This is a genomic window from Proteiniclasticum ruminis (assembly GCF_900115135.1).
GTDB classification, from domain to species: Bacteria; Bacillota; Clostridia; order Clostridiales; family Clostridiaceae; genus Proteiniclasticum; species Proteiniclasticum ruminis_A.
In genome coordinates this window covers 131,943-158,938 of record NZ_FOVK01000001.1, presented here as the reverse complement: position 1 = coordinate 158,938, position 26,996 = coordinate 131,943, and the positions used below count along the sequence as shown (strand labels likewise).

General features: G+C 46.3%; 23 protein-coding genes. 2 read left to right on the top strand and 21 right to left on the bottom strand.

Going from position 1 to position 26,996, the window contains the following annotated elements:
- Positions 1-22: 22 nt before the first annotated feature.
- Entirely contained in the window at positions 23-5,731 is a 5,709-nt protein-coding gene (locus BM243_RS00730; RefSeq protein WP_074909022.1) for a DUF4011 domain-containing protein, read from the bottom strand.
- A gap of 161 nt (positions 5,732-5,892) precedes the next feature.
- On the opposite strand from BM243_RS00730, the gene BM243_RS00725 reads away from it, so the two are divergent.
- Positions 5,893-6,828: a DUF4349 domain-containing protein gene (locus BM243_RS00725; RefSeq protein WP_074909019.1), complete on the top strand. Its 936-nt coding sequence runs from the start codon at positions 5,893-5,895 to the stop codon at positions 6,826-6,828.
- Between the two features lie 184 nt (positions 6,829-7,012).
- The gene (locus BM243_RS00720) at positions 7,013-8,650 is read left to right on the top strand and encodes a M20/M25/M40 family metallo-hydrolase (protein WP_074909017.1); all 1,638 of its coding nucleotides are present in this window, start codon (positions 7,013-7,015) and stop codon (positions 8,648-8,650) included.
- A gap of 70 nt (positions 8,651-8,720) precedes the next feature.
- Here the strand turns inward: BM243_RS00720 and BM243_RS00715 are convergent, their stop codons facing one another.
- The 20 genes from BM243_RS00715 to BM243_RS00620 all read right to left on the bottom strand — a co-directional run bounded on the left by BM243_RS00715 (position 8,721) and on the right by BM243_RS00620 (position 26,996).
- Entirely contained in the window at positions 8,721-9,704 is a 984-nt protein-coding gene (locus BM243_RS00715) for a permease prefix domain 1-containing protein (protein WP_074909014.1), read from the bottom strand.
- Between the two features lies 1 nt (position 9,705).
- Positions 9,706-10,035 carry a PadR family transcriptional regulator gene (locus tag BM243_RS00710; RefSeq protein WP_083422521.1) on the bottom strand — a complete coding sequence of 110 codons (330 nt, stop codon included), beginning with the start codon at positions 10,033-10,035 and terminating at the stop codon, positions 9,706-9,708.
- A 125-nt stretch (positions 10,036-10,160) separates the two neighbouring features.
- Positions 10,161-10,958, bottom strand: a complete 798-nt coding sequence (gene accA, locus BM243_RS00705; RefSeq protein ID WP_074909011.1) for a carboxyltransferase subunit alpha — start codon at positions 10,956-10,958, stop codon at positions 10,161-10,163.
- Entirely contained in the window at positions 10,955-11,836 is an 882-nt protein-coding gene (accD, locus tag BM243_RS00700) for an acetyl-CoA carboxylase, carboxyltransferase subunit beta (RefSeq protein WP_074909008.1), read from the bottom strand. Before accD ends, accA begins: the two co-directional genes overlap by 4 nt.
- Positions 11,823-13,178 (bottom strand): acetyl-CoA carboxylase biotin carboxylase subunit, encoded by a 1,356-nt coding sequence (gene accC / locus BM243_RS00695; RefSeq protein ID WP_431602427.1) that lies wholly within the window; start codon positions 13,176-13,178, stop codon positions 11,823-11,825. The genes accD and accC overlap by 14 nt, the downstream gene beginning before the upstream one ends.
- 9 nt (positions 13,179-13,187) lie before the next feature.
- On the bottom strand, positions 13,188-13,607 hold the full coding sequence (gene fabZ / locus BM243_RS00690; RefSeq protein ID WP_074910864.1) for a 3-hydroxyacyl-ACP dehydratase FabZ: 420 nt from the start codon (positions 13,605-13,607) through the stop codon (positions 13,188-13,190).
- 7 nt (positions 13,608-13,614) lie between these two features.
- Positions 13,615-14,088 carry an acetyl-CoA carboxylase biotin carboxyl carrier protein gene (gene accB / locus BM243_RS00685; protein ID WP_074909002.1) on the bottom strand — a complete coding sequence of 158 codons (474 nt, stop codon included), beginning with the start codon at positions 14,086-14,088 and terminating at the stop codon, positions 13,615-13,617.
- Positions 14,089-15,315, bottom strand: coding sequence for a beta-ketoacyl-ACP synthase II (fabF, locus tag BM243_RS00680; RefSeq protein WP_074908999.1), 1,227 nt, complete (start codon positions 15,313-15,315; stop codon positions 14,089-14,091). It lies immediately after the preceding gene.
- Positions 15,316-15,328: 13 nt separating this feature from the next.
- Positions 15,329-16,063, bottom strand: a complete 735-nt coding sequence (gene fabG / locus BM243_RS00675; protein WP_431602431.1) for a 3-oxoacyl-[acyl-carrier-protein] reductase — start codon at positions 16,061-16,063, stop codon at positions 15,329-15,331.
- Positions 16,063-16,983 carry an ACP S-malonyltransferase gene (locus BM243_RS00670; RefSeq protein ID WP_074908992.1) on the bottom strand — a complete coding sequence of 307 codons (921 nt, stop codon included), beginning with the start codon at positions 16,981-16,983 and terminating at the stop codon, positions 16,063-16,065. Before BM243_RS00670 ends, fabG begins: the two co-directional genes overlap by 1 nt.
- Positions 16,984-16,999: 16 nt before the next feature.
- Positions 17,000-17,923 (bottom strand): enoyl-[acyl-carrier-protein] reductase FabK, encoded by a 924-nt coding sequence (fabK, locus tag BM243_RS00665; protein WP_074908990.1) that lies wholly within the window; start codon positions 17,921-17,923, stop codon positions 17,000-17,002.
- A 12-nt stretch (positions 17,924-17,935) separates the two neighbouring features.
- Positions 17,936-18,160, bottom strand: a complete 225-nt coding sequence (gene acpP, locus BM243_RS00660) for an acyl carrier protein (RefSeq protein WP_031575663.1) — start codon at positions 18,158-18,160, stop codon at positions 17,936-17,938.
- Between the two features lie 43 nt (positions 18,161-18,203).
- Entirely contained in the window at positions 18,204-19,175 is a 972-nt protein-coding gene (locus tag BM243_RS00655) for a beta-ketoacyl-ACP synthase III (protein WP_074908987.1), read from the bottom strand.
- Positions 19,176-19,466: 291 nt separating this feature from the next.
- The gene (locus tag BM243_RS00650) at positions 19,467-20,762 is read right to left on the bottom strand and encodes an O-antigen ligase family protein (protein WP_074908984.1); all 1,296 of its coding nucleotides are present in this window, start codon (positions 20,760-20,762) and stop codon (positions 19,467-19,469) included.
- Between the two features lie 99 nt (positions 20,763-20,861).
- Positions 20,862-21,251, bottom strand: coding sequence for a YbaN family protein (locus BM243_RS00645; protein ID WP_074908982.1), 390 nt, complete (start codon positions 21,249-21,251; stop codon positions 20,862-20,864).
- Positions 21,252-21,445: 194 nt separating this feature from the next.
- Positions 21,446-21,715, bottom strand: coding sequence for a hypothetical protein (locus tag BM243_RS00640; RefSeq protein WP_074908979.1), 270 nt, complete (start codon positions 21,713-21,715; stop codon positions 21,446-21,448).
- 88 nt (positions 21,716-21,803) lie between these two features.
- Positions 21,804-22,565, bottom strand: coding sequence for a MerR family transcriptional regulator (locus BM243_RS00635; protein WP_074908976.1), 762 nt, complete (start codon positions 22,563-22,565; stop codon positions 21,804-21,806).
- A 118-nt stretch (positions 22,566-22,683) separates the two neighbouring features.
- Positions 22,684-23,388 carry a hypothetical protein gene (locus tag BM243_RS00630; RefSeq protein ID WP_074908973.1) on the bottom strand — a complete coding sequence of 235 codons (705 nt, stop codon included), beginning with the start codon at positions 23,386-23,388 and terminating at the stop codon, positions 22,684-22,686.
- 138 nt (positions 23,389-23,526) lie between these two features.
- Positions 23,527-24,303, bottom strand: coding sequence for a CAP domain-containing protein (locus BM243_RS00625; RefSeq protein ID WP_177213428.1), 777 nt, complete (start codon positions 24,301-24,303; stop codon positions 23,527-23,529).
- Between the two features lie 668 nt (positions 24,304-24,971).
- Positions 24,972-26,996 carry a penicillin-binding transpeptidase domain-containing protein gene (locus BM243_RS00620; protein WP_177213427.1) on the bottom strand — a complete coding sequence of 675 codons (2,025 nt, stop codon included), beginning with the start codon at positions 26,994-26,996 and terminating at the stop codon, positions 24,972-24,974.

The window sequence follows — 26,996 nt, the reverse complement described above, 5'->3', positions numbered from 1 at the left end:
CAATGAAATGAGGCCTTCCTTTTTACTCTTTATAAACATAGATTCCGTCTGTTACCGTAACCTGAGGCTCCGTTGACAGTTTGTGAAGAACGTCCGATAGTTTCGCCGATTCTTCCTCGGTATGTTTTTTCAGCCCGAATGTTTTTAAAAGCTCTTCCTTCAGCGCTTCTTCCGGCAGGGAAATCTGCGTTTTCAAGAGGAACCTGGCCCCATGGAGAAGCTCAGTTTCCGGCAGATCAAGCACCTCTCGTTTTAAGGCCTTTATGGGGGTCCGGAAGGTTTTTAAGGAATCCTCCGTACCGCTGTAAAGAAATAGAACCCCATTCTCCTCCCGGAGATCAAAACCAAGACTGGAGAGCACCGCATCAACGGTTTCCACATTTTTTTCCGTGTACCGGACAGAAAAAGCTTTCAGCACCTGCCGATAAAGAACGGGCAGACTGATGGGCGCTTCGATCTCTATGATACGTAAAATCACGTCTTTTAGCTGTCTGGTGTTTTTAGGCATCCTGAACTCTTCTGAACTGTAAGTTTTCAGTGTAAAGAAAGCCTCTTGGTATGGTGTGCCCTCTTCTTGGGGTAAAGATGGTGCAGTGGTCGATACAGGCTCAAAGCTTCTGATAGAACGTGGAGGCTCCTTCTCTGAAATGTGGTTCTCCTGCCCATTTAAAATGGTAAAGATCTTTTCAATCTCCTTTTCCCTATTCTCTGTCCAATCCAAAGGATGCACTTTATGGATGTGCCATCCCAGTCCTTTCAGAACAGATTCCTGAAGCACATCCCTGTCCCTAACCGTTTCCGCATGCTGATAGGATTCCCCGAAACACTGAAGGCCCAGTCTGTAGCTGTTGTCGGTTTCATCAACGATACCAAGGTCCACACGATACTTGGAGGAACCCACCAGTGCATCCACCTGCAGTCCTTTTTCTTCCAGAGCTCTTTTGACACTATAAAGAAAGGCTTCTTCTTTCTCTTCTCGTTTGAGCGTATCCAATGTTAGAAGACTCCTGCCCCGTCTGGCATATTCCAGAAACTCCTTGAGATTCTCCACCCCTCTTGCAGAGGTTCTGGTGATGTCCATCTGCTCAGGCTGAATACTCGTGAAGATTTTCATCTCCTTCTTGGCCCGGGTGATGGCCACATTGAGTCTTTTCCATCCGTTTTCACGGTTTAAAGGGCCAAAGTTCAAGGTGATTTTTCCGTTTTCATCCGGCCCGTAGCCTATGCTGAAAAGGATCACGTCCCGTTCATCCCCTTGGACATTTTCAAGATTTTTTACGAAAAGTGGTTCTTCAGGAGTCAGAAGCTTTTCTTCCAGTTCAGGTCTGTCCCGGAAAGCCTCTCCCAGCAGGTCTTCAATCATGTCTTTCTGCGCAGTGGAAAAAGTCACCACACCGATGGACTCCATCCCTTCCTTCCCCTCAGCACGTTTCAGGATTTCCTCCACTACTTTTTCCGCTTCTATTTTGTTGGCCCGGCTTCCGCCTCTTCCATAGACGGAGGACACATACTCATAGGAGACTTTGGAGATTCTTTCTCTAGGTGAGGGATACGTATAGAGCTGGTTCTCGTAATAGGTTTTATTGCTGAAGGCGATGAGGCTTTCATGCCTGCTTCTGTAATGCCAAAGAAGAGAGGTTTCAGGCAGTGAAAGGGCCAGAGCATCCTCCAGTATGTTGTCCAGGTCTTCCAGCACTCCATCCTCCTCCAGTTCTCTTTCCGCCTGGAAAAAAGCAGTGGGTGGCAGCTGCTTCGGATCCCCTACGATGACCACATGTTCTCCTCTGGACATGGCCCCTACAGCTTCAGCGGTTGGCATTTGAGACGCCTCATCGAAAATTACCAGATCAAAATAGGCTTTGGCAGGACTCAGATACTGGGCTACCGAAAGAGGGCTCATGAGCATGCAGGGCGTGATTCTTGGCAGCAGATGAGGCAGCTTCTCAAAAAGAGACCGTAAGGTCACGCCTCTTCCTCCACTCCGGATGGCCCGCTGAAGAATGCCCACCTCTGATGAGCTGCTGGCTTCTTTCAGAAGATCCGGCACACGGCTGGAGAGAACCGAAATGATTTCCTTTCTTGCTGCTTCTTCATATTGCGCTGTCACCTCTTTGAAGTAACGGATTTTCTCTTCATAGGATTCCCCGGAAACCTTCATAAGCAGGGGCTCTTTCTCAAGAACTGCCTGGAATCCCAAGAAGTATATGGATTTTACCAGTGCATCTTTCATCTGTTCCGGTGGAATGCTGCTGGTTTTATAAGACTCCACCAACGTGTTCAGCCCCTTTTCCTCAAGGAGTGCCTGGATCTCATTATATCTTGTCCAGGTGCGCAGCTGATCCAGATTGTTCCTGTATGTGAGCAAACGGTCTTGAAGCCTTACCAGATAGCTGCCTTCCAGACCCTCCAACGTGTCGATATGAAGCTGCAGCATAGAGTCCAAGGTGGCGAAGGCACTACTGAAGGCGCTATAAGCTTCAAGGATTCTTTTCCCGGACTCCCCATGGGCGTTTGCTTTCATGGAAAGAACCCGGTTTTTCTCCTCTTGGTCAAAAACAGAAAGAATCTCATGGAGTCTCTTCTTCTCTCTAAGGAGCGCTTCTAGCATCCGAGTCATGGGTGTATCAGATGGAATTTCTAAAAAAAGAGGACTGCCGCTGGATTGTGCGTGGATCTCGTCTTTGATCCGCTGAATTTCACGAAGGGCATCAAACAGAGGCAGAACCTCCTCTTCCAGGATAGAACCGGATTTTTTCACAGAGGACAGTACTTTCAGAGCTTTTCTTCTTTGTAGAAAGCCCAGCACTTTTCCTTGGGTGATCCCCTTGGCATAGTCTTCTTCGAGCTTCATCCAGGGCAGCTCATAGAGTTCTTTCATATAAGCCGCATCTAAAGTGTTCCGGAGATCTTCCAGTTTTTTCCAGTTGTTCAGTAGTGGAGGCAGAACCTCATCGATGCAAAAATCAAGAAGAAGAGAATCATCCATGGTTTTCTCCTGGATGAACGCAAGAAACTCCATATACCCATCCAGTTTCATTTTGGTGATCAGAAGATCATCCAGTTCCCCAGCCTCATCTAAGGCTGTCTGAAGGTCTCTGGCAGAGTTTGTGAGTGCTTCCAGAGGCCCTTGAAGACGCTCTTTCAGATGCAGCCGATAGTCTGTGAGACCGATTCCTTTCAGTGGCGCATCTTCAAAGGGGCCAGCGGATTTTACTGCCGCGGCGAACTCCTCTGCCATGCGGCTAAGTTTATCCAGATCCTCTTTTTTCATGCTGTCCACTGGAAGGGTGAAATCTTTCATGTAGGGCACCTCTTTCAGATGCTCAAGTCCTCCGATGTAGTCATAGGCAGAAAAACCAAGGGAATCCTCCTGATAGAGCTTTTCCACGTAGGTGCCCAGATCATCCCGGATTCCTTGGAGCTTTGCTGCTTCAGCTTCAAAATGTCCCGTTCCATTTTTAGATATTTTTGTGGTCTCTTCCAGTTTTTTCAGAATTGCTGTTTTTTTGCTCTTGTTGCTGTGCACTTCCAGTGAAAAATCACCCAGCCCCAGACTGTCCAGTCTTTTTTGAACCACCGACAACGCCGCCATTTTTTCTGCCACAAAAAGAACCTTCTTTCCCTGATAAAGGGCATTGGCGATGATGGTGGTGATGGTCTGGGACTTTCCTGTTCCCGGAGGACCGTGCAGTACAAAGGATTTTCCTTTCAAGGCTTCTTTCACGGCCTTCAGCTGGGAGGCATCGGTGCTGACTGGAAGAAGGATCTTTGCAGGGTCTGTTTCTGGGGAATCCAGAATGTCTTCCTCTTCCAGAGGAAAAGTCCTCTTTCCTTCCAGGAGGGAGGCAATGATTTCGTTTCTTCTCATAGCCTCTCCCTGAGTTTTGAGATCGTGCCACAGCACAAACTTACTGAAGGAAAAGAGACCTACATGCGTCTCTTCCAGCACATCCCATCTCTTCTTGCCAAGGATGATCCCTCGGATCCTGGAAAGCACCTCCAGTACATGAACCCCGCGTTCGTCCATTGGAAGATCCTCCAGTCCGTTCACATCCAGATTGAAGTCCATCTTCAGCTTCTCAAGCAGAGTGACATTCATCAAAGTGTCTTCGTCTCTTGCGGAAAGAGAATAAGTGAATTTCCCAAGTTTCTTCTTCAGCTCCACCGGAATGAGAAGGATCGGTGCAAATCTGGTCTTTTGGCTGCTGTCTGTTTCATACCATTTCAGCATCCCCACCGTCAGAAACAGCTGGTTTGCTACAGATTCTTCCATCTGCGTTCTTGCGTCCCGGTAAATTTTTGTAATCTTTTTCTCCAGATCCTCTTCTCTAAGAAGTGTCCGAAGCTTCCCTTGCTGAAACTCTCCTTCCAGGAGTTCATGGAAACGCTCTTCGATCTCCCTTGGAGACAGGGAATCACGGTCTTCCATCCGGTCCAGATCCTTCAATCCTGGGAGGATTGTATATTCTTTGCCATCATAAAGAGAGTCTTCTAGAAGTTTGATGTCCGGAGCAAGAAGCCGGAGGCCTTTTCTTTTTTCCTGGTAGCTGAGAAGCTGGTTTCGAAGGCTTAAGTCCAGCAGTTTTCGCTCCCACCTGGATTTTTTGTCAAGGACCCCTTCTTTTTCTTCATAAAGAACCCGGACTACTTCTTTCAGCTCTGGTATTATATCTGCGCGGTCTTTTCTCTCTGCTTCTTCCAGGAGTACCATCTTTCCATCCTTTTCCACTCTTTCTGGCAGAGGAAGGATCCTCCCTGCCCTCGCTCTTTTCACATCCACTCCGAGAAGAAATACGCCCTCTCTTTCCAGATGCTTCAATCCCTCTGCCACAGCCTCTTCAAAAGAAAGACGCAGTCCTTCCCGAAGACTTGTGGTTTCCAGTACGCCGATATAACTCATTCCTTCGGCGGTCCGTTTTCGAAGATTTGTCACATCATAGAGGACCGGATCCTGAAAAAACTCTTCTTCCAGCCAGTAACCGAGATAGCTGTGTCCTTCCATGAGCAGAATCAGAGGATTTAGGGATATGGCTTCCAGGCAGGAACAGAGCAGCAGTGTGAGATCCAGGCAGGTGCCCATGGACTTTTCGAGGACCTCACTGGAAAGTCTGATGCGCTGCCCTGTTTCATGAAAGGAAGCGGGTGGACCGATATATCGGATGCCCCGATTTGAAATGGCCTGATAGATTGCATGGACTTCCTCCAGCACCCGATTGGGATTTCGGCTCTGATATCCTTCAAAGGAGGGGTCTTTGCCCGAGGCTTTCAGCAGTTCTGAAGCTTCTAAAAGGATCCCATCAATGGATGGATGATTGGGGGTCACAAACGCTGCCAGAAGCTCAGGCATGGTTTCCATACCCTGCCACTGATTGTAGGAAAGCAACTCCACGGGGTACTGATGTTCATATAAGATCTCCTCATTCTGGACCACCTGGACCTTCATGGACAGATGAACCATTTCTGTGAGTAGAAACAGCATTTCTTTGCGCAGATTGATGTGGACAGCGCCCAGATCAATCTCTCCAAGAGGGGGCAGTATGCTGACAGCAACGACTACCTCTTCTGCTAAGTCTTCAGAAAAGGTAAAGCGCAGGGTCATCTCAGATAGTGGTTCTTCTGATAGATTTCTCAGCACACATTTTCTGATGAAAGGCACGTTTTGCACTGTCATGGCATAGTGCAGCGTTTCTCCGTAAACAAGGTCAAGTCCGATAAGGTTCTTCACTTCCATAATTTCCTCCCTGGGCCGTTCTTCTTTCATTTTAGTACATTATCAAAATATTTTGAAGATAATTCTGCACCTTGTAAAAATTGGCATCATTTTGTCATTACTTCTGTTATCAAAACTTTTACAATAGAGCTAAAGAAAGAGTATTTTAAGGAGGATTTCCCATGAAAAGAAGAAATAAACTCATCATCGGCATCAGTTCAGTTGTTGTCATCCTCTTCATTGGTGTTTTTGTATCCAGTTTCTTTGGGGGAAGCCTCAATGAAAAATCTGAAGACGGTTCAAGTGTTGCTCCCGGGATGCCAGAGGCACCAGCGGAAGAACCTTCCTATGGAGAAGGAACCCCGGACTACTCAGGACGTCCCACCGGTGGCGCTGGAGACAAGATCATCGGCACCTATTCCCTGAATTTTGAAACACTGACTTTTCCGGAGACCATTAAAGCTGTAGATGAGCTGGTGGCTCAATTCAAGGGATATATTGAGTATTCTGAAGTATACAACCAGCCTTCTATGGAAGGAAAGATCTTCAAATACGCCCGATATACCATCAGAATCCCAAAGAATGACGTAGCAGCATTCAACACAGCACTGAAAAATACGGCGCACATCATTTCAGAAAACTCGAACCTTCAGAATGTCACAAGATACTACAATGACACCACCGCAAGATTAGAGTCTCTGGAAGCCCAGAGAAAAAGGCTCAATGAACTTTATGAGGAAGCCGACCGCATGGAGGATATCATAAACATTGAATCCAGGCTCCAGGACATCATGTACCAGATTGAAAGCCTGAAAGGTGAACTCAACTACCTGAACGAGGCCGTAAGCTACAGCACAGTGACGGTGTATGTTCAGGAAGTGGCGAAGCTTACGACGGGTGAGAGCATTCAGGCAACTCTATCAGAAAGATTGGGTAAAGCGCTCAAGGATTCTTTGGATTTCTTTGAGGAATCTCTTGTGACCTTTGCCATCGCCGTGATCTATATACTTCCCTTCCTGGCTGTTCTTTCTGTCATGGTCTTCATCGCGGTGAAGGTCCGAAAGAAGAAAATCCATGTGAAAGGTAAAGAAGCCCCCGGACCTTCCAGTAAGGAATAAGGATATTTCATCCTGTATTTCTCTGAGAACAGTATGGCATGCTATCTTTGACTCATGAACCATTCAAGAGACGTTTCGATCTTTACTGAGGAAAGAAGCGTCTCTTTCTTTTGCAGTGAATCCTAGATTATTGAGAGAAAATCATCTAAAATAGAGTGGAAGAACAGATGGGAGGCGTCATGAAATGAAGCTATCAAGCCGTAGAATTATCGAACTGACCAAAGAGCTGGTAAGAATAAAAAGTGTGGTAGGCACGGAAGAGGAAAACCGCGTAAGCGAAAAGCTCTATGAAGTGCTTTCAGCACTGCCCTATTATAAAGAACATCCGGAAGACCTGTTTTTTGTAGAGAACCTGGAGGATCCTCATCATAGAAAGTCCCTCATGGCGGTCCTGCAAGGACAAAAAGAAGAAAACAGAAATGCGGTGGTGCTCATCGGTCATATCGATACCGTGGGTATTTCCGATTATGGCGCTTTATCGCCTTATGCTACTGAGCCGGATTTTCTCCCGGACAAACTGAAAGAACTGGATCTTCCTGAAGCCGTGCAGAAAGACCTTGAAAGCGGAGCTTATCTCTTTGGACGTGGTGTCCTTGATATGAAGTCCGGTGTATCAATGATTGCGCATCTTTTGGAGACGGCTTCAGAAAGTCTTTCTGATTTCTCCGGAAACCTTGTAGCCTGCTTTGTTTCAGATGAGGAAGGAAACTCCAGAGGAATGCTGTCCTGCGTGCCAAAACTAGTGGAATTGAAAAACAAAGAAAACTTCCACTACACTGTGGCGCTGGACACCGACTATACTTCCACCAGAACCCTCCACGATAGGAACCGATATCTTTATGCGGGAACCGTAGGAAAGCTGATGCCCAGTTTCTATATTGTCGGAAAAGAAACCCATGTGGGGGACCCATTCGGCGGTCTGGACGCCAACGAACTTGCCTCTGAGCTTGTACGGAAGATCAATCTCAATGTGGCACTTTCTGATGAATCTATGGGGGAAGTGACGGTACCGCCTGTGACCCTCAGGCAAAGAGATTTGAAACCCGAGTACTCGGTGCAGACGAACCGGGATGCTGAAGTTTACTTCAACTACGCCACCCACGGCATCACGCCTGAAAAAGTGCTGGCTCAGCTGAAAAAAGAAGCAGAGGAATCCTTCCAGAGCGTTATCACAAAGCTTCAGTCGCAGTACGATGTCTTTACAGAAAGGATGCATCTTCCAAAGGGCACATTACCCTGGAAAGTCCTGGTCATGACCTATGAAGAACTCTTTCTGGAAGTGGAGAGAACATTCAAGGATCTTTCAGGACACATGAATGCCTATGCAGAGAAGCTTCTATCCCAAGGAATCACAGATGAGCGTGAAGTCTCCATGCACATGGCCAAGGAGCTCACAAAGATCTCCGGCCGAAAAGATCCCCTGATGCTTCTTTACTTCTCCCCTCCTTACTATCCGCATATGGCCGTGACGGGAGAAACAGAAGTGGAGAAGAAACTTCTGAACCTTTTGGAAGGATTCACAGAAGAAAGTGGTCCCCATCCTGTGGTATTCCGGAAGTTTTATCCCTATATCTCCGATCTCAGTTATTTCTCCCTTCCAGAGCAAGAAGCTGTAGATGCGCTCAAAAAGAACATGCCAGGCTTTTCCATCTCCTATAAGCTTCCCTTGGAGGAGATCCGAAACCTTAGCCTTCCTGTAGCGAACATCGGACCTTATGGGTTTGACGCGCACCAGTATACAGAGCGTATTGAAATAGAGTACTCTTTCGAGAAGCTTCCACCGATTTTCCTTGATACAGTGCTGGGTCTTCTAGAAAAATAAGTCCATCTGAGACATCAAAAAGGAGCAGAGTAAGACATAAATCTTACACTGCTCTTATTTTTTGACCTATTTACTCTTCTTCTTTTTTTGAGATAAGTCCCGCTGCGCCGACTATGGCTGCAAAGAGAAGTCCAGCCAGAGGCCAGATGATCCAAGTGAATCCCCAAAGTCCTGAGGTGAAGCTCCAGTACAGATAGACAAGGACAATGAGCGGCCAATATATGCTGCCGATGGTTTCTGCTTTTTTGGATCTCTTCCTCGCTTCCATGGAGTACTCACCCTTTTTCAGAAGAATATCCATGCTGGACTGCTGTGAGCCTGTAAGGACAAAAAGGAACACCGCAGACCCCACCAGAAAGAGAAGCAGCGCCACTGCCATGATGAGCATTTCGTCCCGTACATCCAGGATTCCAAGAAGAATCAGGGGAAGCACACTGACAATACAAAGGACCACGCCTATGGTGATTTTGATCGCCATGGGCAGACGGTTTCTCTCCTCTTCATTTCTGACATAGGTTTCAGCCTGGAAATCCAAAGTAAAATCAGCATTCTGATCCAAATCATACCTGCCGTATTCGACGCCGCTCAGAATGAAAAGTCCAACGGCGGCTGCCACCATGACGATGAGCACAAAAAGCCCCAAAGCCATGCCACCATTTTGTACACCCAGGAACTCTTCCTCCATGGACGAAAGTATGATGAGCAGTATCGGAGACCAGATGGCGAGCACAACCCCCAAGGCAACCTTATAGGAGGCTTTCTCGCGATTCTCCATGAAATGTGAAGCATCTTCCCGGGAAATCACTCTGAGATTTTTCCTTGTATTCTCCTGATGCATGAAGTTTGTAAGCCCCAGCTCCTCGGCTATTTCCTCCAGATTTCCAAATTCAGATATGACAATACCGATGGCTTCATTCTCACTTCTGCCTTCGCGTTTCAACTCCTGGTATTTATCTTCCATCATGCTGAGAAGTTCTTCCTTAGCACGTCTTACTTCTGGATTTTTCGGCAGATGCAAAAACATGTTTTCAAGATAAGTTCTGATGGTGTCCATTCTATACTCCCCTTTCGATAAAGCGTTCAATGACTTTTTTTGTCAGTGACCATTCCGCGCATTTTTCCTCGTAATACGCTCTTCCTTCTTCTGTAATCTTATAATAGGTTCTCCTTTTACCGCCGGTTTCATCTCCATAAAAAGAAGTGACCAGACCATTTTTCTCCAGTCTCTGGAACACTGCATACAGCGTGGTTTCTTTCATGGTATAGATCCCGCTGCTGGTTTCTTTGATTTTCTTTGCCAGCTCATAGCCGTAGGAAGGCTCCTGAAGCAGCAGGTAAAGGACCATGGTATCATTATATCCCCGCAGGACATCCGAACTGATCAAATGCTCATCCCCTTTACTATTTCATCTGATGTAGTACTTTTACTCTATCAGATGTAGTACATCTGGTCAAGTACTTTATTTTTAAAAAAGCATCCCACAGTTCTTTAGAACCATGGGATGTTTTATTAGGGTTTCCAGTAGACTTCGCCAAATTTCCTGAACCGCTCATATCGGTCCTGAAGCATTGTCTCCACAGGAGTTTCTTTCATTTTGCTGAGGAATCCGTCGAGGATCTCTTCCATTCTCAGGAGAACATCAGAGAGATTCTCTGAAATGGTCTCTCCCTCAGGAATGATTCCTTCAATGATGTTGAGAGCATATAGATCTTCTGCAGTGATTTTCATAATATCACTGGCTTCTTTTGCTCGTTTTGCATCTTTGTACAAGATGGATGAAAAACCTTCCGGGGATAAGATGGAATAAATGGCGTGCTCCAGCATATACACCTCATCTCCAGAGGCGAGAGCCAAGGCACCGCCACTTCCACCTTCCCCTGTGATGATGGAAAGGATGGGCACCCGGAGGGATGCGCTTTCAAAAAGGCATCTGGCAATGGCTTCCCCTTGCCCACGTTCTTCAGCTTCCACAGCGCACCCGGCTCCTTTGGTATCCACGAGCATAAATACCGGCCGATTGAATTTTTCAGCTTGCTTCATAAGCCGTAATGCCTTTCTGTAGCCTTCCGGATTGGGACTGCCGAAGTTTCGGCGTATGTTCTCCTCCATGTCTTTTCCTTTGGTGATGGAGATTACCGTCACGGGAGTGCCTTTATAAAAAGCGATGCCGCCATAGACGGCACCATCCTCTCCATAAAGCCGGTCCCCTTTCTGTTCCACAAACTCCTGAAACAGATGGTTCATAAAATCATGGGGCAGAGGCCTTTTTTTGTCTCTGGCTTTCAGCACATGTTCCCAGGCGTTCATACAACCCCTCCTTCATGAATCCTTAAAATCCTGCCAAGATATTTTCGTAGCTCTTCTCTTTTCACCACTGCATCGAGAAATCCTTTCTGCAGAAGAAACTCAGCACTTTGAAAGTCCTCGGGCAGTTTCTTTTTGATGGTGCCTTCTATGACTCTTCTTCCGGCAAATCCGATGAGGGTCTTGGGTTCTGCGATGATGAAATCTCCCAGCATCGCAAAGGAAGCCGTCACCCCGCCTGTGGTGGGATCTGTCGGTACAGAGATATAAAGAAGGCCTTCCTCATGGTGCTTTTTCAGGGCATAGGATACCTTTGTCATCTGCATCAGAGACATGATGCCCTCCTGCATTCTGGCACCACCCGAGGCGGAGAATAAAATCAGGGGCAGCTTGTAGAAGGTGGCAAACTCCACCAAAGAGGCTGCTTTCTCTCCTACTGCAGAACCCATGCTCCCCATGATAAAATTGGGGTCCATGACACCTACCGCCACCTTCACCCCGTCAATTCTCCCATAACCTGTGACCATGGCTTCTGTAAGACCGGAGTGTTTCTGCACCTGTTCAATCTTCTTCTCGTAATCTGGAAAATCCAATGGATTTTTCCCCACAATCCGGTCATTGATTTCCCGGAAGGTGGATGGATCCAAAATCATGTCAATGCGTTCCCAGGCTCCCATACGCTCATATCCCCCACACTTGGGGCAGATCTTCAGGTTCTTCTCCAAGTCTTCCCGAAGCACCAGCTTCTCGCAGTGTCTGCATTTATGATAGAGCCCTTCAGGGATAGACGGAGTGAGAACCTCCGCCGCTTCAGGAGATGGGGTTTCCACTCCATGGGTATGCAGGGCGAAGTATTTCCGTTCTTTTTTAAACAGCGCCATCTACAGTCCCCCTTTGGAAAGAATCCAGGCTCAGTGTATGATACTCTCCGCTCTGGAAAAAGCTCTCCCGGAGAAGATCCTCCTGGTAGCTCTGGTTGGTCACAATGCCTTCAATACTCAGTTCATAGAGGGCGCTCTGCATTTTCAAGATGGCCTCTTCTCTGTTTTTCCCATGGACGATGAGCTTTGCTACCATGGCGTCATAGTAGGGCAAAATCCGTAGTCCCTGATAGCATCCGCTGTCCACCCGAATGTCTTTTCCCGAAGGAAAGTGCAGGAAGGTGATGAGACCTGGTGAAGGCATAAATCCATTGTCCGGATCTTCTGCATTGATTCTGCACTCGATGGCATGGCCTGTGAGCTTCAGCTCTTCCTGGGTCACAGACAGTGGATGCCCTAAGGCTATGCGAATCTGCTCTTTGATGAGATCCACGCCAGTGATCATTTCTGTCACTGGATGCTCCACCTGGATTCTGGTGTTCATTTCCATGAAGTAGAAATTTTCCTCATGGTCCACTAGGAACTCAATGGTGCCCGCTCCGAGGTAATCCGAGGCTTCGGCAAGACGCACTGCGGCTTCGCCCATGTTCTTCCGGAGGGTCTCAGAAAGCTTTGGCGAAGGGGCTTCCTCCAGCACTTTTTGCTTTCTTCTTTGCAGGGAGCAGTCTCTTTCAAAAAGATGGATGGTGTTTCCATGCTGATCCCTTAGAATCTGGAACTCTATATGCCTTGGATTTTTCAGGTACCGTTCCATATAGACGCCATCTTCCCCAAAGTTCGCCAGAGCTTCTTTCTTTGCCCCCAGATACGCCCCCTTCAGGTCCTCTTCTTTTTCCACAATGCGGATCCCCTTGCCGCCGCCACCACTGGAAGCTTTAATGAGCAGAGGATAACCGATGGTTTCTGCAGCGGTCTTTGCCTCCTCTAAAGAATGCACTTCCCCATCTGATCCTGGAACCACGGGGACCTCTGCCTTCTTTGCCAGGGATTTAGCCATGGACTTGTCTCCCATTTGAAGCATCGTTTCTTCACTGGGTCCAATAAAACCGATGCTGCATTCCCGGAGGAGTTTTCGGAAGGTAGGATTCTCAGAGAGAAACCCATATCCAGGATGCACCAGATTTGCACCGGAGTGTACCGCACTCATGAGGATATTCTCCATGTTCAGGTAGCTTTCGGAGGAATGCTTCTCTCCGATGCAGTAGGCCTCATCCGCCAGCTTCACATGGAGGGCGTCTTCTTCCGCTTTCGCATAAACCGCCACCGTCTCTATATTCATCTCATGGGCAGCCCGAATGATCCGGACTGCGATTTCTCCACGATTGGCAATGAGTATTTTCAAAATAACCACCTATCCTAACATAAAAGTAAGTTCTGCCTCACAGACAAGATCCTCTCCCACATATGCCATGCCTTTTCCTTTGCCGAAGGAACGCTTGAGCTTTTCTATGGTGACTTCCAGTCTCAAGGTATCTCCAGGAACCACCTGTTTTCTGAATTTCACATTGTTCATGCCACCAAAAAATGGGGTCTTGTCTTTGTTCTCAGGCATACATAAGATGCCATATCCACCTGTCTGAGCCAGAGCTTCCACAATGAGGACACCTGGCATCACCGGATACTCCGGATAGTGTCCTCGGAAGAATTCTTCGTTGTAGGTGACGTTTTTCAGCGCCACCACCTTTTCTCCTGGAACGCAGGAGAGGATTCTGTCGATGAGAAGAAAAGGGGGTCTATGAGGCAGCACTTTCATGATTTCTCTGATGTCCATCTCCATTTTAGGCCTCCTCCAGAAGAAACATGGTTTTTCCGAAATCCACTGCTTCTCCATCCTTCATAAGTATCTTTCTGACGGTACCGTCACAAGGACTTTTGATCTCATTCATGACTTTCATGGCTTCCAGAATGCAGAGCACCTGTCCCTTCTTCACTGTATCCCCTACCTGCACAAAAGGATCCTCATCTTCTCCAGGTCTTGCGTAGAAGGTACCCACAAGTGGTGCATTCACTTGGATGAGCCCTTCCAGGCTTTCTTCCGGTAAAATGGAAGGGTCTTCCTTTTCCACTTTTGTCTCAGGCTGGACCCGGACAAACGGTTTTTTAGGGGCAGCCTCCTGCTTCATATGGACTGCATCCGGCTGGTCCTGTCCTCTCTTGGCCTCGAAGAGATCTCCAGAGAGCTGCACTTTCAGCTGAGTCAGGTCTGAATCCTGAAACTTTTCAAGTAGCAGCAGTATTTCTTTCAGATCCATTTACTTGCCCTCCCATTTCTTGAAGAGAAGAGACGCATTATGTCCACCAAACCCTAGAGAGTTGGAGAGCACATACTGAAGATCCTTCTCGAGATTTTTTCCGATGATGACATTCGCTTTCACATCCTCATCCATCTCCTTTGTGTTCACCGTTGCTGGAATGAATCCTTCCTGGATTGCGATGATGGAGATGATGGACTCTACAGCCCCTGCTGCACCAAGAAGGTGCCCTGTCATGGATTTGGTGCTGGATACCGGTGTTTGGTCTCCAAATAGGTTCACCACGGCCATGGATTCCAGACGGTCATTCATGGGGGTGCTGGTGCCATGGGCATTGATGTAGGATACTTCAGAAGGGTCAACGGAAGCTTCCTCCAGTGCTTTTTTCATGGCCATATAAGCGCCCAGTGCCTCAGGATGAGGCTGTGTCATATGATAGGCGTCGGTGGTGGCTCCATAGCCCACCACTTCTCCATAAATCTTCGCACCTCTTTTCAGCGCTTCTTCCAGATCCTCAAGGATTAGAGCACCTGCGCCTTCTCCCATGACAAATCCTGCACGGTCTTTGTCAAAGGGAATGGAGGCTTTCAAAACATCAGTAGTTTCGTTCAACGCTTTCATGTTGGAAAACCCTGCCACAGCCATGGGAGTGATGGATCCTTCAGATCCCCCGACGATGGCTGCCTTGGTATAGCCATGTTTGATGGCCCGGAAGCCTTCTCCGATGGAATGGGTGCCAGATGCGCAGGCGCTGACCGGTGCATAGGAAATGCCCATGGCTTTATAGCGCATAGAAATCTCTCCTGCTGCCATATTGAGGATGTTCATGGGGATAAAGAAAGGAGATACTCTGCCAGGACCTTTTTCCATATACTTCTTCACGTTCTCTTCCATGGTGGTAAGGCCTCCGATGCCAGAGGTCACGTAGATGCTCACGTCAAATGGATCATAAGCATCCATAAGATTCGCATCTTTCACAGCCTCCTCACAGGCAGCCACAGCAAGTTTTGTGAACCGGTCCATACGTCTTGCTTCTTTTTTCCCGATGAGATCATCCAGTTCTTCAAATTTCACTTCACAGGCCAGGGTTGCTTTGAATCCTTCTGTGTCAAAATGTGTGATTTTCCCTACGCCGGAGGTGCCATTTCTAAGGCTCTCCTTCAGCTCTTCCACACTGTTTCCGATGGGGTTTACAGTCCCCATTCCTGTTATGACTACTCTTCTCATGTCTGTTTTCCTCCTAAAGGCTCATACCGCCATCCACTTTGATGACCTGACCGGTGATGTAGGTACTCTCTTCTCCAGCCAGGAAATAAGCAAGGTTTGCCACATCTTCTGTCTTTCCCAGATGTCCCAGTGAAATTCTTTCATAGAGGGACTCTTTGACTTTGTCGCTGAGGACATCGGTCATCTCTGTCTCAATGAAACCTGGTGCGATGGCGTTGCAGGTGATGTTTCTTTTTCCCAGCTCTTTGGCCATGGACAGGGTAAATCCGATGAGTCCCGCTTTGGAGGCTGCGTAATTGCTTTGCCCTGCATTTCCATGAATCCCCACCACGGATGAAATGTTGATGATTCTTCCCTGACGCTTTTTCATCATATAGGGTGTCACTTCTTTGGTCATCTGGAATGCCCCCAGAAGATTCACCTCCAGAACGGACATGAAGTCTTCCTCTTTCATTCTCATGAGCAGTCCATCTTTTGTGATTCCTGCGTTGTTGATGAGAACATCAATCTGGCCGAAGGCTTCCACTGTTTTCTGCACCAAGTTTTTGGCATCTTCTGATTTTGAAACATCCCCTTGGACAACCAGATAAGAAGCATTCATTTCCTCCAGTTCCGCTACAAGGGCTGAAGGCTCTCGGTGCACATAATTCACCACCACATTGTAGCCGTTTCTTGCAAAATGAGTCGCACAGGCTTTTCCGATGCCTCTGCCGCTTCCTGTGATGATACAAGTCTTCTTTGACATAATTACCTCTCCTTCACTCTTCTGACTGCTTCTTTGAACTGTTCCACACTGCTTACAAGGAGCACTTCTCCTGGTACCTTGTTCTGCTTGAGAATGGAAGCCATGGCTTTGCCAGGGCCGATGACCACATGCAGATCCTCCTCATTCTTCTCCATAGAAGAAAGAATGCCGGAAAGTCTCACGGGGTGATCCACATGGTCCGAAAGAAGTTTTCTGAAGTCATCCCCTCTTTCATAGAGGCTTCCTTTGACATTGGCATAGACTGGGATTTCCGGTGGGAAGAATTTGATGTTTTTCAGATATTCCCCATAATAAAGGGCTGCTTTTTCCATATATCTTGTGTGGAACGCGCCGGAGACAGAAAGAAAAGTAACTTTCTTCGCGCCCTTTTCCTTCAGCTTCGAAAGAATCTCCTCTTTCTTCTTTGCGTCTCCCCCCACAACCAGCTGGTTGGGCGCATTGTAGTTTGAGACATAGACATCTTCTGTGGTGGAAACCGCTTCTTCCACCAGATGTTCTTCCAGGAAGGAGACTGCGGCTAGAAATCCTTCTTTTTCTTTGGCGGCCAAAGACATGAAATAAGAACGTTTTTTCAGCATTTTCACTGTATCCAGCTGCCGAACTGCGCCACTGTAGGCAAGGGCCGCATATTCCCCCAGACTGATGCCCATGACTTCATCCGCATAAATCCCTTCCTCTGAAAGAAGTTTTGCGATGCCAAAACTCATGGAAAAGATGGCCAGCTGGGCATTCTCCGTTTCAGAGAGCGCATCCGGATCCTTCAGAATCTCCATGAGGGGTACATCTCCTACCAGAGCCACTTCCTCCAGAAGTTTCTTATAGGAATCAAAGGACTCGTAAAAATCCAAGCCCATATTCTCATATTGTGCCCCCTGACCGGGGAAGTAAAAGCGTATTGCCATCTTTCTATGTCTCCTTTTATCGCTGCTGTATGCTTTTCACATCTTTCAGAAGATGCGCCATCAGTTCGCTGCAGGTGCCGCGCTTTGATACTAGCCCAGCAATCTGACCAGCCATGAAGGATCCTTTCTCCAGATCTCCTAGTATGACTGACTGGTAGAGTGACCCTCTTCCCAGAGCTTCATAATCTTCCAACGAACCACCGTTTTTTTCCAGTTCTTCAAATCTTCTCGTGAGCTTATTTCTTAATACCTGAACAGGATGCCCTGTGAACCGTCCTGTGACGGTGGTATCAAGATCTCCTGCTTTTTCCACCATGGTCTTGTAGTTCTCATGGGCTCTGCATTCATCAGCCAGAATAAAGTAGGTGCCAAGCTGAACACCTTCCGCCCCCAGAATGAACGCAGCATCGACACCTCTATGGTCCCCGATGCCTCCGGCCATGACCACAGGAATGGATAGAGCATCACAAACCTGAGGGGTCAGCACCATGGAAGAAAGTTTTCCAATGTGCCCTCCTGCTTCATTTCCTTCGGCGATGACGCCATCCGCGCCAAGTTTTTCCATTTTCTTCGCCAAAGCTACAGAAGGAACCACAGGAAACACCTTGATTCCAGCTTGGTGAAATCTCTCGATGTATTTTCCAGGATTTCCGGCACCAGTTGTCACCATGGCCACTTTCTCCTCCAGTACGACATCAATGACCTCATCTTTGTAAGGACTGAGCAGCATGATGTTGACGCCAAAGGGTTTGTCTGTTAAGGATTTTGCTTTGCGGATCTCTTCCCGGATGATATGGCCTTCCGCATTGCCGCCAGCAATGATGCCAAGGCCTCCAGCGTTGGAGACTGCAGCAGCTAGAGTGCCATCGGAGAGCCAGGCCATGGCTCCCTGGAACACAGGATACTGTATTCCCAGCAGTTCACATATACGATTCTTCATAGTGCACCTCTATTATGCTTCTTTTGCTTTTTCGATGTAACGTACAACATCCTCAACTGTCTTCATTTCTTCGGTTTCTTCCATACTGATGTCAAACTCTTCTTCCAGCTGCATCACAAGTTCCACAAGATCCAAAGAATCGATGCCTAGGGCTTCAAAGGATGCCTCCATGGTCACTTCTTCTCCAGACAGGTTCAGTTCCTTCATGAGTATTTCCTTTACTTTTTCAAAAATCATTGATAATTCCTCCAAAATTTTATTTTTTTATGTAAGATGGGATCTAGGACTCCATGGTCCATGTCAGATAACATGCCCCATAAGTGAGACCACCACCAAAACCAACCATACCGATCTTTTGACCTTTTTTAAGAAGTTTCTTTCGGTTCATCTCATCCAGCGCAATGGCAATGGATGCTGCAGATGTGTTCCCCACATGATCGATGTTCATATAGAACTTCTCCAAGGGAAGCTGAAGCTTTTTTGCTGCTGCCTGAATGATTCTAAAGTTCGCCTGATGGGGAATCACATGATCCAATGAGGAAACACTGTCTCCACCCTTCTCCACAGCTTCACTGAGCACTTCCGGCAGAATATTTACCGCAAATTTATAGACTTCCTTCCCATCCATGGCGATATACTGGGAATAAGGTTCACTTTTTTCAAGTATATTCTCTACTTTAAAGGTTCCCGTGGAAAGACATTCCCCTTTTGAACCATCTGCACCAGTGACTACATGGAATGCATTATCTCCACTGTCAAGAACCACTGCCCCTGCTCCATCTCCAAAGAGCACACAGCTCTTTCTGTCCGTAAAGTCTGTTATTTTAGAGAGCACCTCTGTACCGATGAGAAGAATTTTCTTTTTCTGTCCCATTTGAAGAAGAGCTCCAGCCAGTTCCAGCCCGTAAATGAATCCAGAACATGCTGCATTGAGATCAAGACATGATGCACCGGGTACACCAAGCTTTGCTTGGATGTAGCTGCTGGTGTTGGGCACAAGACTTTCGGGAGTCGTTGTCGCCACAAGGATACAGTCAATCTCGGACGCATCCATGCCAGCATTCTCCAATGCTCTCATGGCGGCAAAGTATCCCATATCTCCTGTATTTTCAGATGCGTTAGAAAAATGACGGCTTCTGATCCCCGTTCTTGTATAGATCCACTCATCACTGGTTTCTACGATCTTTTCCATGTCTTCATTGCTGTATGCCGTTTCTGGAAGGTAACTTCCTGTTCCGATGATTCTCGCCACGCGCTCCGCCTCCTGTTTCCTTTGATTAGAAAAATATTTGACTTTCAAACTATATACCTATTTCAACCCACCAATCGAACCCATTTATAGTGAATTTATCACTCTTTTTCTTCAATTATCTCTATATATCTATTATTTGCTGCAATTTATATAAATTCAGATTTTAAAGATTTTATAAGAATTACAGAGGAGGTTTTCATGGCCTGATCAGCTGATTCCCATAAGTTTTCCGAAGGAAGCAAAAAAAAACACCCGAGGGTGTTTTGAAATGCGTGGATTCTCATGAAGGATCTACGCTTTGTATTCTTCTTTGAAAGCTTCTTTCGCGGACAAGAGCCCGATAAATGCCAGGAAAACATAATATACCATCACCACTTGAATGTTGAAGAGAGCCTGGACCAGATATCCGGTGACTGAGGCCATGACTGGAACATAGGCAGGATGGGTCTTCAGTTTTCCATAGCCTTTCTTAAGGGTCCTTCTCAAGAAAGCCAGGTAAAAGAGTAGAGATGGAATTCCGGAGGAAACGGCAATATTGAGATACTCATTGTGGGCTTTATCCCAGTTCTTATAATGGCCGAAATCATAAATGATCTGTGGTCTGAAATTTTCATTCATGGCTAGATACATGGTGTCAAGGCCATGACCGATGATCGGTTTCATGCGGATCAGTTCGATGGATTTCCCCCATAGATATACTCGGAAAGAACCGCCCAGTTCAGCCCCTTCTTCCTGACGCACAATCTTGGAGAAGTCCAGAAAGATGGAGAGAAAACGGGTGAGAAAGGTGTCTCCAGAAGTGAGCATAAAAAATCCAAGGACTCCGAAGGAAGCCGCAATAACCGTGAGGACTCTTCGGATCTCTTTTTTCTGAAACCCATAGGCCCGCCAATGATAGAAGAGAAAGGACAGAAGTCCGATGAAGCTGCCGATCCAGGCACCCCGGGTTCTTGTGGCAAGTAGAGCCAGAAAAATGATCATATAGGCCAAAAGCCCAATTTTCTTCTCTTTATAGAAGTAAAGATAAAGTGGTACTGGTAAAGACAGCGTCAGGTAAGATCCAAGAAAGTTCGGATTTCCCATGGTAGAAAATGCGAGCCCCACCCAGTCCATGTGATACAGATTGCGGGGCACTGGATCCATCTCATAAAACTGAAGGATTGCAAAGATTGAGACGAGTACTGAAGTCACAGTGAGCGCCTGAAAAAAATACCGCTGGATGCCCTTGGCATTTCGTGCCATGAGATAGGCAAACACATAAAGAATCAATGCCAGGAATCCGTCATGGCGATAGGAAGATCCCCAAAATGAAATGTAAGGACTGATGGACAAAAGGGTTGCAATACCCGCCAGCAGGACATAGGCTGCAAGATAGAAGTTTTCCCTTTCCCATTCTATGAGATGCAGTTCCTCTCTGTTTCTGATATAGAGGTATAGAAAGAAAACAGATAAAAAGGCCAGTAGAATCAGCTTTGGCCACATGGTCTCTAATTTTCCATTCACCGGTACCGTACAGAGCGGCACCAGACAAAGTACAGATAGAATGAGAATGTTCATGATTTTATATGGATTTGTTTTTTGAATCACAGTTGTATCTCCCCTTATTTTCCAAGTTTCCGGTCTAGTCTTATGGAGGTCTATTGTACCTATTATACAGGAATCCAGGCCAAAAAAAAGACGCCTCGGTTACAGGCGTCCTGATGGTTCGGATGAGGTTTCTCTGATGGTCCTGATTCTGAAGTGAAAATAGTAATGAAGAAACAGAATCATACAGATCATAAAAATTTTACCGTAGATGCTTGGCATAAAGTAAAGAGACAAAAGCATCATAGACGTGGCGAAGGTTAACAGTGAAACCTTTGTTTTTCGTGTCATGGAGCGGCTTTCATAAAAAGACTCCAGATGATTCTTATATAGGCTGGTATTCATGAACCAGCGGTTGAAACGATCTGATCCTTTGGCAAAGAAAAAGGAGGCCAGAAGAAGAAACGGTGTTGTGGGTAAAACCGGCACAAGAGCACCAATGGCACCCAGACCAAAAAACAGGAACCCTAAAACAATATAGAGTATTTTCAAAAAGTATCCTCCTTCATGCAGATTAAAACAATAATTACTGAAAAAAAGTATGCCATAATTGACACTTCTTGTCAATGAACTCCTGATGAGCGTCTATCCCTTTTGATCATAGGATCCATAAACATGCACCAAACAAAGCAAAAAGCAGACGGACCTTCTTTTAGGAAGATTCTCTGCTTTTGATCTTTATGAAGCTAGAACTTTCTTGTATGGTCATCTCCAACGGTATTGGAGAGTTCCGCCAAATGGTCCATACCTTCTTCTCGAACGGTGTATCTTTCTTTTACAGCATATCCGCCTTCCAGAACCGCCAGCTCATCCTCATAGGACTGAACTTTTTCTTTCAGATATTTGATTTTTTTCTTCAGAAGCTTTATCTCCTGGCTTGTGTTCTTCGGATCTCTGTTCTTCAAGTCTTCCCAACGTTCTCCCAGCACTTCCTGATCTTTCAGTTTTTCATCCATGTTGGCATCTCCTTTCCAGATTATATTGTATTGCCTATACTGTAGCACAGAGGAAAGGACTCATACTGAAATTTATGTAAACGGTTTTTTAATCTTTTTTAGTATAGGCATAGATACAGTCCCGAAGAAATGCCGCAGCCCCTTCTACTGAAGTATCGTAAAAGGCTTTGAACCGCTCATCTTCCACATACATATCCCCCAGGCCACGATGGGCTTCTTTGTCATACACCGGCCAGTACAGCATGAGCCATTCTTTATGAAGCTCTGCCAGATTTTTGCCTTCTACTGAATCCGCAGGGACCGTTCCAGTTAAGGTCTTCAGTTTCTCAAGAATTTCTAAAGACAGGCTTTCTGCTTTTTCGTACTGCTCTTTTGATTGTCCCATATATTTGGCATTGGACTTTTCCACCATGTCTTCTCCGTATTTTTCACGGATTTCCTTGCCATATTTTTCCTCATTTTCCTTTAGCTTTTTTTCTTTGAACCCTTGAAACTTATCTTTGTCTTTCATTCTGATCCTTCCTTTCTCTTCTTCTAAACTTAGTCTGAGATTCTCCAGCAGCAGATCGATCTGATGCCTTTTCTGAAGCAGTTTCTCATAATGGCTACGAAGTGCCTCCTGCCGGTCAAACCCTTCATCCACAAGAAGTTTTCGGATTTCCTCCAAAGGGAGTTCCAGTTCTCTGTAAAAGAGAATCTGCTGCAGGGTATTGATTTCATTTTTTCCATAAATCCGATATCCATTGGATCTGACTTTCAGCGGCAGAAGCAGACCGATCTCGTCATAATAGCGCAGCGTACGTGTACTGATGCCAGACATTCTGGCCACTTCATTGATGCTGTATTCCATAGTGTATCCTCCTTATCTGTATCATAAACCTTTACGCAACGTGAATGTCAATCCCTTTTTTTCTTTCTTTTTACAAAATAACCAGCTTCAAGGTACAAAAAAAGACCCTTATTCGGGTCTAGATGGAAAAGTAAAGAAAAGCCATGAGCAAAAACGGACCTAAAATCCAGGACAGTTTCTGCATGGATCTATAAAGCGGTGGAACTTCAATTGCTCCTCTCCACTTGAGGTTCTTCAGCCGGAAGAAAAAATCCGGAAAAGCGATGTCGATGAAAAGGGAGAGCAGTATAAGGCCACCAAGGAAGAGAACAGGTACAGTACCTCGACTTCTTTCCCGTAAGCCGGAAGCAATGAGCACCATAAGAACAGGGTCTGGTTTCTCTATACCATAAGGTTCCACAGCCAAGGGCATATAAGTGAACGCATTGATGGTTTCACCTTTTTCTGTGATGATCCCGTCATTTTCAAGGATCCCACTTAAAAGAAGATGGTTGCTCCCATCGAAAAGCCTGAAGGACTCGTCCGTATGGGCGCCCTCCAGGAGATACTCAGAAGTGAACTCCTCTCCTGTGAGTTCAATAAAGGTATCATCTCCTGACAGCGGAATCAGTTTCAATGTCATATTCTCGTTTTCTACTTTCCCTTCAAAGCTCTGTTCTTTCTCCCCGGTTGGTTTTTCCATCTCACTGAGATAATGACCATAATAGTCCACACCGGTCTCAAAGAAATAATCCATATAGAAATAGAGGAAAATACTTAATAGGATAAAAATCGGAATCAGTAGATACCGAACTTGTTTTATGCTTTTGTCTGCTAGTTTCATAATTCATTCCTTCATAACTTCTTTACAACTCAATTAGTATATCATATTTTCCATCAGAAGGAAAATACTTGTTTTCTGATGGGACTCAATAAAGAAAACCATTATGAAATGAGAATCGCTATTACTGCCAACTTTAGGTCAGTGTCCAAAATGCTGGGTGCCTAAGAGAACCTGATAGCCTTTATAATAGGGCCCCCCTCTTCGGGTTCTCACTACACCGATCCCCACATAATTATGAAGCGTTGTGAGCATCTGACGGTTGTGCGCTTCCGAGTTCTGCCACCCGGTGAACAGTTCCACCGCTTCCAAAGAGGCGAAGCCTGAGGAGGTGGAGATGAAAGCAAGGTTTTCTGCTATGCTGTTGTACTTCAGTCCCAACTGATTCCAAAGAAGATCATCAAAGGGCTTCCCACCGAAATTGGGATTGTCGTGGCTGAAATAATCATGCTGGAGCATGGCCAGGGATTTGTATCGTGCCGTCTGATGAAGATCTTCCCGATAGGCCATTTCATATAAGCCCTTTTCTTTTCTGTAGGCATTGAGCAGAGCAAAAATCTCCATTTCAGCACCTGCATCAAAAGAATACTCATAGGTGTCTGGAAGACTTAGGAAAGCTTCTTCAATCCTTCGGCTTGCATAGCTGTCCAAGGGAGAAGAAGTCCCCTGATTTTCTGAATCTTCTTCCTCTCTCATGGGTTCAGGCAGATATTTTCGGATGGAATCTGGTAAAGTTTCTGTCCAGTTTCTCACATCCTCACTGAGATCCTTAAAGAACTCCTCCACCTTACTTTCTGCCTCATCCACAAACTCCTCGAATTTCTCCAGGGGTTCTTCCAGTGTGGTGCCGCAGGACATCAGAAAGAGGCTCATAAAGAGCAGTGAGAGCAGGCTGAGTTTTTTGCGGTTCTTGCCCATGGTACCACCTCCACTTTTTTTCAGTATAAACCACAATTCTGAAAAATCCATGAAGAACCAGATATTTTCAGTGGCTCCACCAGCAAAATGAAATTGTGAGAAAATTAAGGTAATTTGAAAGAGGAGAACGAAATTGACCCATAATCGTCTTTCACGGTTCAATTTCGGGTTTGAGAAATTGAGCTTCTGCAGATAGAATAAGAGTACGAAGAGGATTCCCCTTTTATACAGACCATAGTCCATCTAAGAGAATCAGCTTCGAGAATCTTTCCATTCCACCTCTTGAAGAGATAAAGCGTAAAGAACTTTATTTCAAAAGATCAAGCATCGAAGGATTCGCTGGGTAGCTTAATTGCAGAGTCTCGAGTCTATAAGAAGATACGTGAAAGGTATCGTGGTTAGACAAGAAACAGTTAAGTTATACCAAAAAAGAAAGGAGTGTACCATCATAAGTACACCAACCAACCAGACTCCGCTAGGATGGCCTCTTCTCTAATCAATGGCTTTACGGTTTATAAAGCAGATTGAGTAGTGAATGCCATCCTAGCACTGTCTTGAAAAAATGAATTTGCCTCGCAAAACTCCTTAAAAGAAGAACGGATGCATAGAGCCCAAAGGGTTCGCATCCGTTCTTTTCTATGCTGTTTTCCGAAGTACGTAATACTCCTCTATTGTCCGTAGGTTGTGATGAAACGCTTCACCTTTTCCACCACATAACCGCTGAGTCCGCGGTCTTTCATATCTTCCACCATCATGGTGGTGATATAGGGGCTGCTCTCCGACTCTTCTATGACAGAGAACCAGCCTAAGGTGAGATAGGTGTCTCCACTGCCCACTTCTGCTGTTCCTGTCTTACCAGAAAGAACTCTTCCTGGTAAATTCGCCTGATGGCCTGAACCCTCTGGCTGCACAATGACATCCCGCATATAAGACCGTACGGTATCTGCAGTAGCTTCCGTGATGACCGTGGTTTCTTTGGGTCTTCTTTCTTCGTTGACAATCATCAGCTCTTTCAAAAGTCCCCCGTCGGCAATGGCGGTGTACGCTCTTGGAAGCGTCAGGGCATGAAAGAGCATTTGCCCTTGCCCGTATCCGGTATCCGCCAGTCTGATTTCCGATGAAAGAGTGCCGTCATTGGAAATCTGGGACGTCATGAACCCAAGACCTGTGGAGTCTTCATCTCCAATGCCGAAGCGTTCAAGACCCTTGATGAGATTTTCTTCACCAATCTTCAGCGCGGTCTGTGCAAAATAGATGTTGTCTGAGTAAATCATGGCTTTTCTAAGATCAATGGGAATTCCAGGAGACTGGATCCGTCGGACGCTGTAACTGCCCCAGGAACTGTCCTTCTGCCAGGTGTCTCCAGTGCCTGAAATGGTGTCATCCGGGTCAAAGCCTTGGGTTTCCAGAGCAATGGCTGCTGTAAGAGGCTTCACCACTGAACCGGGCACATACAGTCTTGTGTATCGGTTCAGCAGTGGCTTGTCCGGATCTTCCTGCAGTGCGCTGTATTCCTCCTGACTGAGTCCCAGCACAAAGGCATTAGGGTCGTAGCTTGGTGCGTTCACCAGGGCCAGAACTTCTCCGGTTTTGTAGTTTACAAGGCTGGCCGTTCCTCTGTCTTCCCCCAGTTCGTTCAAAAGAGCCCTCTGGGCATCGATATCGATATGAAGATGAAGATCCTTTCCTTTGGCTTCTCCCATGACTTTCAGTGTTTCTTTCACTTTCCCTGCGGCATCAAGTATATGCACGCTTCTGGAGACTTCCCCTCTCAGTTCTTCCTCGTAAAGGGATTCCAGGCCTGAACGCCCCACTCTTGTATCTATGGGGAATCCTTCTGGTTTGAGCTGTTCGTATTCCTCCTGACTTACAAGACCCACATACCCTACCAGGTGGGCTGCCGCCTCCTTATAAGGATAGACGCGTCCTTTGATGACCCGATAAGTGATGCCGGGATACTGAAGACGAAGGGACTCGAACTTCTCAAGCTCTTCATAAGACACTCTTTTCATGTCCACGAAGGTGTCTTCTTTCACCCAATCCAGGGACAGCCTTTTGTCAATGTGCTCCACTGAAAGCCCCAGGGCTTCACTGAGGGCTGATACTGCGGCTTCATGATCGATGATTCTTCCAGGAACCATACCCACCCAGAGCAGTTCTCCATTTACAGCAAGACCTTTTCCGTTGCGGTCAAAGATCTCTCCCCTCTCTGGCAGCTTCTCCTCTACTTCAATGGTGTCGGTGAGCTGATAGTTCCGGTAAACAAGTAGCGGATCGAAGGCTATTCTGTAGTAGGCCTTCTCTTCTTCATTTACCTCTTTCACCAGCGTGGCATCAAAACTGTAGGTAATGTTCTCGTCCTCTTTCTTCATAGACAGGTTCACGGGAACTTTCATGGAATCCTCTGTCTTCAATTTCTTTTCTATATCAAAGATTTCCATACGTGGTTCCAGTTTCGTGTCCGTCAGCGGAACCGATTCATATAAGCTCTCATAGCGCTCCACATACTCTTCTTTGTTCAGATTGCGTCTGCTTTCTTCATCAAGCAGTTCATACATGGTTTCAAAATCCTGATTCTCAAAGGCACTCTGGTATGCGTAAAAAGTCTCCATGGGATCGTGGGGCTCTTCCTTTGAGCATCCGGAAAAAGTAATGAGTGATACCCCCATCAGTAACAGCAGCAGTTTTTTCAT

Bases quoted from the DNA above. Each gene is read 5' to 3' on its own strand.
- BM243_RS00730 (WP_074909022.1), bottom strand. From the start codon at position 5,731: ATGGAAGTGAAGAACCTTATCGGACTTGACCTTGTTTACGGAGAAACG.
- BM243_RS00725 (WP_074909019.1), top strand. From the start codon at position 5,893: ATGAAAAGAAGAAATAAACTCATCATCGGCATCAGTTCAGTTGTTGTC.
- BM243_RS00720 (WP_074909017.1), top strand. From the start codon at position 7,013: ATGAAGCTATCAAGCCGTAGAATTATCGAACTGACCAAAGAGCTGGTA.
- BM243_RS00715 (WP_074909014.1), bottom strand. From the start codon at position 9,704: ATGGACACCATCAGAACTTATCTTGAAAACATGTTTTTGCATCTGCCG.
- accA (WP_074909011.1), bottom strand. From the start codon at position 10,958: ATGAACGCCTGGGAACATGTGCTGAAAGCCAGAGACAAAAAAAGGCCT.
- accD (WP_074909008.1), bottom strand. From the start codon at position 11,836: ATGGCGCTGTTTAAAAAAGAACGGAAATACTTCGCCCTGCATACCCAT.
- fabZ (WP_074910864.1), bottom strand. From the start codon at position 13,607: ATGGACATCAGAGAAATCATGAAAGTGCTGCCTCATAGACCCCCTTTT.
- accB (WP_074909002.1), bottom strand. From the start codon at position 14,088: ATGGATCTGAAAGAAATACTGCTGCTACTTGAAAAGTTTCAGGATTCA.
- fabF (WP_074908999.1), bottom strand. From the start codon at position 15,315: ATGAGAAGAGTAGTCATAACAGGAATGGGGACTGTAAACCCCATCGGA.
- BM243_RS00670 (WP_074908992.1), bottom strand. From the start codon at position 16,983: ATGGCAATACGCTTTTACTTCCCCGGTCAGGGGGCACAATATGAGAAT.
- fabK (WP_074908990.1), bottom strand. From the start codon at position 17,923: ATGAAGAATCGTATATGTGAACTGCTGGGAATACAGTATCCTGTGTTC.
- acpP (WP_031575663.1), bottom strand. From the start codon at position 18,160: ATGATTTTTGAAAAAGTAAAGGAAATACTCATGAAGGAACTGAACCTG.
- BM243_RS00640 (WP_074908979.1), bottom strand. From the start codon at position 21,715: ATGGATGAAAAACTGAAAGATCAGGAAGTGCTGGGAGAACGTTGGGAA.
- BM243_RS00635 (WP_074908976.1), bottom strand. From the start codon at position 22,565: ATGGAATACAGCATCAATGAAGTGGCCAGAATGTCTGGCATCAGTACA.
- BM243_RS00630 (WP_074908973.1), bottom strand. From the start codon at position 23,388: ATGAAACTAGCAGACAAAAGCATAAAACAAGTTCGGTATCTACTGATT.
- BM243_RS00625 (WP_177213428.1), bottom strand. From the start codon at position 24,303: ATGGGCAAGAACCGCAAAAAACTCAGCCTGCTCTCACTGCTCTTTATG.
- BM243_RS00620 (WP_177213427.1), bottom strand. From the start codon at position 26,996: ATGAAAAAACTGCTGCTGTTACTGATGGGGGTATCACTCATTACTTTT.